9 protein-coding genes are annotated in these 7,524 nt (G+C 68.7%); 5 read left to right on the plus strand and 4 right to left on the minus strand.

The features are described from left to right. Positions 1-5: 5 nt before the first annotated feature. Both F3J15_RS19975 and F3J15_RS19980 read left to right on the plus strand, forming a co-directional pair. Positions 6-332 (plus strand): NAD(P) transhydrogenase subunit alpha, encoded by a 327-nt coding sequence (locus F3J15_RS19975; RefSeq protein ID WP_166893575.1) that lies wholly within the window; start codon positions 6-8, stop codon positions 330-332. After that, the gene (locus tag F3J15_RS19980; RefSeq protein ID WP_166893577.1) at positions 329-1,783 is read left to right on the plus strand and encodes an NAD(P)(+) transhydrogenase (Re/Si-specific) subunit beta; all 1,455 of its coding nucleotides are present in this window, start codon (positions 329-331) and stop codon (positions 1,781-1,783) included. Before F3J15_RS19975 ends, F3J15_RS19980 begins: the two co-directional genes overlap by 4 nt. Before the next feature lie 88 nt (positions 1,784-1,871). On the opposite strand, the gene F3J15_RS19985 is transcribed toward F3J15_RS19980, so the two are convergent. Then, a complete protein-coding gene (locus F3J15_RS19985) occupies positions 1,872-2,792 on the minus strand; it encodes a LysR family transcriptional regulator (protein ID WP_166893579.1) in 921 nt (306 codons plus the stop codon). A gap of 80 nt (positions 2,793-2,872) precedes the next feature. Here F3J15_RS19985 and F3J15_RS19990 point away from each other — a divergent pair, with 80 nt between their 5' ends. Then, complete coding sequence (locus tag F3J15_RS19990) at positions 2,873-3,796, plus strand: carbon-nitrogen hydrolase family protein (RefSeq protein ID WP_166893581.1); 924 nt, start codon at positions 2,873-2,875, stop codon at positions 3,794-3,796. A 76-nt stretch (positions 3,797-3,872) separates the two neighbouring features. On the opposite strand, the gene F3J15_RS19995 is transcribed toward F3J15_RS19990, so the two are convergent. Further along, a complete protein-coding gene (locus F3J15_RS19995; protein WP_069247158.1) occupies positions 3,873-4,559 on the minus strand; it encodes a YafY family protein in 687 nt (228 codons plus the stop codon). 73 nt (positions 4,560-4,632) lie between these two features. Continuing rightward, on the minus strand, positions 4,633-5,043 hold the full coding sequence (locus F3J15_RS20000; protein WP_166893583.1) for a VOC family protein: 411 nt from the start codon (positions 5,041-5,043) through the stop codon (positions 4,633-4,635). A 173-nt stretch (positions 5,044-5,216) separates the two neighbouring features. Here F3J15_RS20000 and F3J15_RS20005 point away from each other — a divergent pair, with 173 nt between their 5' ends. Further along, positions 5,217-5,549: a winged helix-turn-helix domain-containing protein gene (locus F3J15_RS20005; protein WP_166893585.1), complete on the plus strand. Its 333-nt coding sequence runs from the start codon at positions 5,217-5,219 to the stop codon at positions 5,547-5,549. Continuing rightward, positions 5,542-6,006 (plus strand): SRPBCC family protein, encoded by a 465-nt coding sequence (locus tag F3J15_RS20010; RefSeq protein WP_166893587.1) that lies wholly within the window; start codon positions 5,542-5,544, stop codon positions 6,004-6,006. The genes F3J15_RS20005 and F3J15_RS20010 overlap by 8 nt, the downstream gene beginning before the upstream one ends. A gap of 96 nt (positions 6,007-6,102) precedes the next feature. Here F3J15_RS20010 and F3J15_RS20015 read toward each other — a convergent pair whose 3' ends face one another. Beyond that, the gene (locus tag F3J15_RS20015) at positions 6,103-7,404 is read right to left on the minus strand and encodes a class I SAM-dependent RNA methyltransferase (RefSeq protein WP_089444955.1); all 1,302 of its coding nucleotides are present in this window, start codon (positions 7,402-7,404) and stop codon (positions 6,103-6,105) included. Positions 7,405-7,524 lie beyond the last annotated feature (120 nt).

Genomic DNA, 7,524 nt, shown 5'->3' on the forward strand with positions numbered 1-7,524 from the left:
CGACCATGGAAGTCATCAATCACACGGTGATCAACGTGATCATCTTCGTGCTGGCCGTATACGTCGGCTACCACGTGGTGTGGAACGTCACGCCGGCGCTGCATACACCGCTGATGGCCGTGACCAACGCGATCTCGGCGATCGTGATCGTCGGCGCGATGCTGGCGGCGGCGCTCACCGTCGGCACGACCGGCAAGATCTTCGGCACGCTCGCGGTCGCGCTCGCGGCCGTCAACGTGTTCGGTGGCTTCCTCGTGACGAGGCGAATGCTCGAGATGTTCCGCAAGAAGGCGCCGAAACACGCCGACGGCGGCAAGGAGGGCACGCGATGAGCATGAACGTCGTCACGCTGCTGTACCTCGTCGCATCGGTGTGCTTCATCCAGGCGCTGAAGGGCCTGTCGAACCCGAAGAGCGCGCGGCGCGGCAACCTGTTCGGGATGGCCGGGATGGCCATCGCGATCCTCACGACGGTCGCGCTGATCGTCAAGCAGGCCGAGTGGCTCGGTGCGAACCTGCCGCTCGGCATCGCGCTGGTGCTCGGCGCGCTGATCGTCGGCGGCGGCGTGGGGGCGTTCGTCGCCGCGCGCGTCGAGATGACGAAGATGCCGGAGCTCGTCGCGGCGATGCACTCGCTGATCGGTCTCGCGGCCGTGTGCATCGCGTATGCGGTGGTGTCGGAGCCGGAAGCGTTCGGGCTCGTGCCGCAGGACGCTGTGTCGTCGAACTTCGTCCCGTACGGCAACCGCGTCGAGCTGTTCATCGGCACGGTCGTCGGCGCGATCACGTTCTCCGGTTCGGTGATCGCGTTCGGCAAGCTGTCGGGCAAGTACCGGTTCCGGTTGTTCCAGGGCGCGCCGGTCGTGTATGCGGGCCAGCACCTGCTCAACCTGATGTTCGCGCTCGCGATGCTCGGCTTCGGCATCCTGTTCTTCATCACGCAGTCGTGGCTGCCGTTCATCATCATGACGGCGATCGCGTTCGCGCTCGGCGTGCTGATCATCATTCCGATCGGCGGCGCGGACATGCCGGTGGTCGTGTCGATGCTGAACTCGTACTCGGGGTGGGCCGCGGCCGGCATCGGCTTCTCGCTGAACAACGCGATGCTGATCATCGCCGGGTCGCTCGTCGGCTCGTCGGGCGCGATCCTGTCGTACATCATGTGCCACGCGATGAACCGCTCGTTCTTCAACGTGATCCTCGGTGGCTTCGGCGGCGAGGCGGCGGCGGGTGGCGTGGCAGGTTCGCAGGAGCAGCGGCCGGTGAAGTCGGGCTCGGCCGAAGACGCGTCGTTCATGCTCGGCAACGCGGAGACGGTCGTGATCGTGCCGGGCTACGGGCTGGCCGTGGCCCGTGCGCAGCACGCGCTGAAGGAGTTGACCGACAAGCTGGTCGACAAGGGCATCGACGTGAAGTACGCGATCCATCCGGTCGCGGGGCGGATGCCCGGGCACATGAACGTGCTGCTCGCGGAAGCGGAAGTGCCGTACGAGATCGTGCACGAGATGGAGGACATCAACGGCGAATTCGGCCAGGTCGACGTCGTGCTCGTGCTCGGCGCGAACGACGTCGTGAACCCGGCCGCGAAGAACGATCCGGCGTCGCCGATCGCGGGGATGCCGATCATCGAGGCGTACAAGGCGCGCACGGTGATCGTCAACAAGCGCTCGATGGCGGCCGGCTACGCGGGGCTCGACAACGACCTGTTCTACATGGACAAGACGATGATGGTGTTCGGCGATGCGAAGAAGGTCATCGAGGACATGGTGAAGTCGGTCGAATGACGCACGCGGTGGCACCGCGGCTGCCTGCTTCGATTCATGGGTAGCGTGACCGGGCAGGCCCGACTGGCGCAAGTCAGTCGGGCCTTTTTCATGGCGCGACGAGATGGGCGATGCACGCAGCGATCGTGTCGCGTACGCGCACGATCGCCGGGTCGCGCTGCGTGCTCGTGCGCCAGCCGATTTCGACCGGGTAGTGCGGCAAGTCGACCGGGCATGCGAGCGCGCGCAGCGGGGTGGATTGCGCGATCGCGCGCGCCGCGTGCGCGGGAATCGTCGCGACCGCGCCGGAGCCGGCGAGCAGGTACGGCAACGCGGCGAAATGCGTGGTCGACGCCGCGACGCGCCGCTTGTGGCCGAGCGTGGCCAGCGCCTCGTCGACGATCCCGATCACGCCGCCCGACGACACGAGCAGGTGGTCGCGCCGCAGGAAATCGGAGAGCGTGAGGGTGCGCGGCGGCTTCGGGCTCGCGGCCGGGTCGATCAGGCACGCATAGCCGCCGGTCGCGACCGCGCGCCGGCTGAGCCCGTTCGCCGAGAAGCCGCCCGACGCGATCGCGAGGTCGACGCCGTGCCGCAGCAGTGCGTCGCCGGCGATGCCGCTGTGCGTCTGCCGGAAGATCAGCCGGATGCCGGCGGCTTCCCGCGCGACGGCGTCGATCAGCGCGCGGCCGAGCGCGATCTCGAAGTCGTCCGACAGTCCGATCGAGATCGTGCGGCCGATGCGGTCGCCACCGTCGGCCGCGATCGCGAGGCTTTCGCGACAGCGGTCGAGCGCGTCGGACAGGATCGGCTTCAGTTCATCCGCGCGCGGCGTCGGCGCGAGCCCGCGGCCGGTGCGCGCGAACAGCGGATCGGCGTAGATCACGCGCAGCCGCGCCAGTGCGGCGCTGACCGCCGACTGCGTGAGGCCGAGCCGCAGCGCCGCGCGGCTCGCGCCGCCCTCCTCGTACAGCGCCTCGAACACTTTCAGCAGGTTCAGGTCGAGGCCGGCGATATCATCTGCATTCATGATACTTATCGTTCTATCGATTTGATCGATGACATCTTATCGATAAAGATGGCGTTACCCCATTCACCGGAGACGCCTTCATGTCCACGTCAGTCATCGCCGCGCTGCAGATCGGCGCATCGCCCGCCGGCACGCGCGCCACGCTCGACACGATCCTCGGCTACGAAACCGCGATCCGCGACAGCGGCGCGTCGCTCGTCGTGTTGCCCGAGGCCGTGCTCGGCGGCTATCCGAAAGGCGAGATCTTCGGCACGCGGCTCGGCTACCGGCTGCCCGAAGGCCGCGACGCGTATGCGCGCTATGCCGCGCAGGCGATCGACGTGCCGGGGCCGGAAACCGACGAGCTGGCCGCGCTGTCGCAGCGCACGGGCGCGAGCCTCGTGGTCGGCGTGATCGAGCGCGGCGGCAGCACGCTGTATTGCACGGCGCTGTTCTTCGATCCGCGCGACGGGCTCGTCGCGAAGCACCGCAAGCTGATGCCGACCGGCACCGAGCGGCTGATCTGGGGGCAGGGCGACGGCTCGACGCTGCCCGTCGTCGACACGGTCGCGGGCCGCGCGGGCGCCGCGATCTGCTGGGAGAACCACATGCCGCTGCTGCGCTGCGCGATGTACGCGAAGGGCGTGCAGATCTGGTGTGCACCGACCGTCGACGAGCGCGACGTCTGGCAGAGCTCGATGCGGCATATCGCGCACGAGGGGCGCTGCTTCGTCGTCAGTGCGTGCCAGGTGCAGCCGTCGCCGCGCGCGCTCGGCATCGACGTGCCGGGCTGGGATCCCGAACGGCCGCTGATCCGCGGCGGCAGCGTGATCGTCGGGCCGCTCGGCGACCTGCTGACGGAGCCGCTGATCGGCGAAGCCGGGCTCGTGACCGCGCGCATCGACACCGACGAACTCGTGCGGGCGCGCTACGACTTCGACGTGGTCGGTCATTACGCGCGGCCCGACGTGTTCTCGCTGCACGTCGACGAGCGGCCGAAGCGGACGGTGGTGTTCGGCGGGTAGGGTGGGCCGGGCGCCGCTGGGCGGCCCGGAACATGGACAGCGCGGCGGCGCGCCGCGCACTCGCCGTCGTGCCGCGTCAGCGCATCGGCGCTTCCGCGATTCGCATGTAGTCGGCGATCCGCCGTCCTTCCATGTCCGGAAACTGCTCGTGCACGACGATGTCGCCCATCCGCGCGATGTCGAAGGTGCGGAAATCCTCGCGCAGCTCGCACCATGCGCCGATCGTCCAGCGCCCGCCCCAGTAGACGAGCCCGAGCGGCCACACGCGGCGTTGCGAATGCGCGCCGAGCCGGTCGCGGTAGCCGAAGCTGACGACGTGGCGCGTATCGATGGCCTGGTGGATCGCGTCGACCTTCGCGCAAAACGTCTCGTCGATGTGGAACGACGGCGCGAACACGGGCAGGCGGTCGAGCGCCGTGCGCTTGTCGGCCGGCATCGCCGACGCGATCTTCGCGAGCGCCGAGCGCGCGCCGCTCGCGAAGCGCGCACCGCCCCAGGTTTCGAGCATGCGTGCGCCGGTGGCGAGCGCCGCCAGCTCCTCGGCCGTGAACGTGAGCGGCGGCAGGCTCGCGTTGCGGTTCAGCCGGTAGCCGATGCCGGCTTCACCCTCGATCGGCACCCCTGACAGTTGCAGGTCGCGCACGTCGCGATAGACGGTGCGCGGCGACACCGACAGCCAGTCGGCCAGCTGCTGCGCGGTCGTGAGACGACGCCCGCGCAGCAGCTCGGCGATCTGGAACAGGCGGTCGGCACGGCGCGTCATGACGGCACCTCGATTCCAACGGCAGTGGGGACTTCGCGATGATAGCGCCGCGCGGGCCCGACGGCCGCCGCGCTCAGTGGCATTTCGGCGCGTGGAGGCCGACGCGGTTGCCTTCGGTGTCGATCAGGTAGCCGACGTAGCCGTAGTTGTTCGGCAGCTCGACGACCGAGCCCTGCACGACGCCGCCCGCGCGCTTCGCGCGTTCGAGCGCCGCGACGACCGATTCGCCGGCGTTCAGGTAGACGAGCACGCCGTTCGCGCTCGGCTTCATCTGCTGCGGATCGAACACGATGCTGCCGCCCGTGCTCGATGCGTCGCGGTCGAACGTGGCCATCGGCACGCCGCCGATGACTGCGCGCTGCAGCGTCGTCTGCAGCACGGTTTCGTAGAAGCGGATCGCCCGGTCGAAATCGAGGGACGGAATGTCGAACCACGCGATCGCGCGTTCCACGGTGGCGGTGGCATTGGCAGTTGCGGACGTCATGACGAGCTCCTTGTTGCGTTGTTTGTTGTTCGGGTTAGGTGCGGAAACCAGCCTTGCATTGCGCCCGGATTGCAGTGTGATCGCGGCCTGCTGACACCGTATTGTCAGTAGAGTTGTCACCCTTGACATGCAACTGTTTGGTTGCATAATAAGGTCATTGACCCGGGAGTGGCATGGATCTCGTTTTCAAGGCGCTGGCCGACGCCACGCGCCGCCAGTTGCTTGATTTGCTGCACGCGAAAAGCGGACAGACCCTGTCCGAGCTGTGCGACGGGCTCGCGATGAGCCGGCAGGCGGTGAGCAAGCATCTCGCGCTGCTCGAGGCCGCGAATCTCGTCGCGACGACGTGGCGCGGCAGGGAGAAGCTGCATTACCTGAATCCGGTGCCGATCCACGACATCGCGGAACGCTGGATCGGCAAGTTCGAGCGTCAGCGCCTGCAGGCGCTGGCGGACCTCAAGCGCGGGCTGGAAGCGGCCGGCGAACCTGGAGGCAACGATGAGTAATCCCGCCTTTGTGTACGTGACGTTCATTGCATCGACGCCCGAGCGTGTGTTCGATGCGCTCACCAACGCCGAGCTGACGAAGGACTACTGGGTGCGGCACCGCAACGCGTCGCCCGACTGGCGGCCGGGCTCGCGCTGGGAGCATCAGGACTACGACGATCCATCGCGGGTCGACATCGTCGGCGAAGTGGTCGAGAACGATCCGCCGCACCGGCTGGTCGTCACGTGGCGTACGCCGTCTGGGGAGGGGGAGACGTCGCGCGTGACCTATCTCGTCGAGCCGCACGAGGGCGTCGTGAAGCTGACCGTCACGCACGACGGGCTGGTGCCGGGCTCGGAGATGGATTGCGGGATTCGCGGTGGCTGGCCGGTCGTGCTGTCGAGCCTCAAGACGCTGCTCGAGACGGGGCAGGCGCTGCCGTTCACGATGGGGCGCTGGGCGTGCTCGAAGCACTGAAACGAAACGCCGCCGTTGCCGCGGGTGCGGTAACGGCGGCGTTCCGGGTGCCGCAGCGGGGCCGCGCCGGCGGCCCTGTGGCGATCATGATGCAGGTTACGCGTCGCCTTCCGGCGTGGCCGGGCGCGCCTTCACGCTGCCGGCGATCAGGTCGAAGCGGAACAGCCGGCATTCGAGCGCGCCGTTGAACAGCGGCGTCTTCGCCGATTCGCGCAGCCGCAGCTGGCCCGGCAGCGAACGGTCGGACGTCAGCAGGAACGCCTGCCAGCCCGTGAAGCGCTGCTTCAGCGCATCGCCGAGCGCGTTGAAGAACTCGCTGTCCGGTGCGTCGGTGTGGGTGCGGCGGAAGGCGTCGTCGTTGCCGCGGTTGCGGCCCGTCTCGCGCACCTCGCCGCGCGCGCTGCGGCCGCGCACTTCGATCCGCTCGCCGTACGGCGGGTTCGCGAGGATGATGCCCGGGCCGTCGCACGGCGGCGTCATCCCGCGTGCGTCGACCTGCTTGAGCCATACCGACGGCACGCCTGCACGCTCGAGGTTCGCGCGCGCCTTCTCGAGCATGTCGCCGGAGATGTCGCTGCCGTACACGCCGAGCGCTTCGCCGCGTTTGCCGCGCGCCGCGCGCTTCGCGTCCAGCGCCGGGACCTTCAGCCCCTGCCATGCGGTGATGTCGTACTGCTTGAGTTTCTCGAAGCCGAACCGGCGCTCGACGCCCGGCGCAACGCCGAGCGCGATCTGCGCGGCTTCCGCGAGGAACGTGCCGCTGCCGCACATCGGGTCGTACAGCGCCGTGCCGGGCGTCCAGCCCGTCAGGCGCAGGATGCCGGCCGCGAGGTTTTCGCGCAGCGGCGCCGCGCCCTTGTCGAGACGCCAGCCGCGCTTGAACAGCGGCTCGCCCGACGTGTCGAGGTACAGCGTGCACTCGTTGACGGTCAGGAACGCGAATACGCGCACGTCCGGCGCACCGGTGTCGATGCTCGGGCGCGAGCCGGTTTTCTCGCGCATCCGGTCGCAGATCGCATCCTTCACGCGCAACGTCGTGAATTCGAGGCTTTTCAGCGGCGACTTGATCGCGGTGATGTCGATGCGCAGTGTTTGCGTCGACGCGAACCAGCGTTCCCACGGCTGCTCGAGCGCGAGCGCGTAGACGTCCTGTTCGTTGCGGTATGGGCCGTGCGCGATCTTCAGCAGGATCCGGCTCGCGATCCGCGAATGGAGGTTCGCGGCCATGCCGGCGGCCCAGCCGCCGCTGAAATGGACGCCGCCCGGCACCTGCGCGCCCGCGGTGAACGGCGCGCCGTTCAGGTGGCGGCCGGCGATTTCGGCCAGCTCGGCGGCAAGCGCCGCTTCGAGGCCGCGCGGGCAGGGGGCGAAGAATTCGTACAGGGTGGGCGAGGACATAAGGCGGTGAGGACGTGCAAAAGTCCACTATTGTACGCGGCGCGGGCGGCCGGGGCCGGCGTTGCGTCGCCTTTCGGTGCCGCGGCGCGGGCCGGGGCGCCGCGCAGGCGTGCCAATAGG

Source organism: Burkholderia sp. Ap-955, assembly GCF_011753045.1.
Classification (GTDB): Bacteria; Pseudomonadota; Gammaproteobacteria; order Burkholderiales; family Burkholderiaceae; genus Burkholderia; species Burkholderia lata_D.

Bases quoted from the DNA above. Each gene is read 5' to 3' on its own strand.
- F3J15_RS20000 (WP_166893583.1), bottom strand. From the start codon at position 5,043: ATGACGTCCGCAACTGCCAATGCCACCGCCACCGTGGAACGCGCGATC.
- F3J15_RS19995 (WP_069247158.1), bottom strand. From the start codon at position 4,559: ATGACGCGCCGTGCCGACCGCCTGTTCCAGATCGCCGAGCTGCTGCGC.
- F3J15_RS20005 (WP_166893585.1), top strand. From the start codon at position 5,217: ATGGATCTCGTTTTCAAGGCGCTGGCCGACGCCACGCGCCGCCAGTTG.
- F3J15_RS19985 (WP_166893579.1), bottom strand. From the start codon at position 2,792: ATGAATGCAGATGATATCGCCGGCCTCGACCTGAACCTGCTGAAAGTG.
- F3J15_RS19975 (WP_166893575.1), top strand. From the start codon at position 6: ATGGAAGTCATCAATCACACGGTGATCAACGTGATCATCTTCGTGCTG.
- F3J15_RS20015 (WP_089444955.1), bottom strand. From the start codon at position 7,404: ATGTCCTCGCCCACCCTGTACGAATTCTTCGCCCCCTGCCCGCGCGGC.
- F3J15_RS20010 (WP_166893587.1), top strand. From the start codon at position 5,542: ATGAGTAATCCCGCCTTTGTGTACGTGACGTTCATTGCATCGACGCCC.
- F3J15_RS19990 (WP_166893581.1), top strand. From the start codon at position 2,873: ATGTCCACGTCAGTCATCGCCGCGCTGCAGATCGGCGCATCGCCCGCC.
- F3J15_RS19980 (WP_166893577.1), top strand. From the start codon at position 329: ATGAGCATGAACGTCGTCACGCTGCTGTACCTCGTCGCATCGGTGTGC.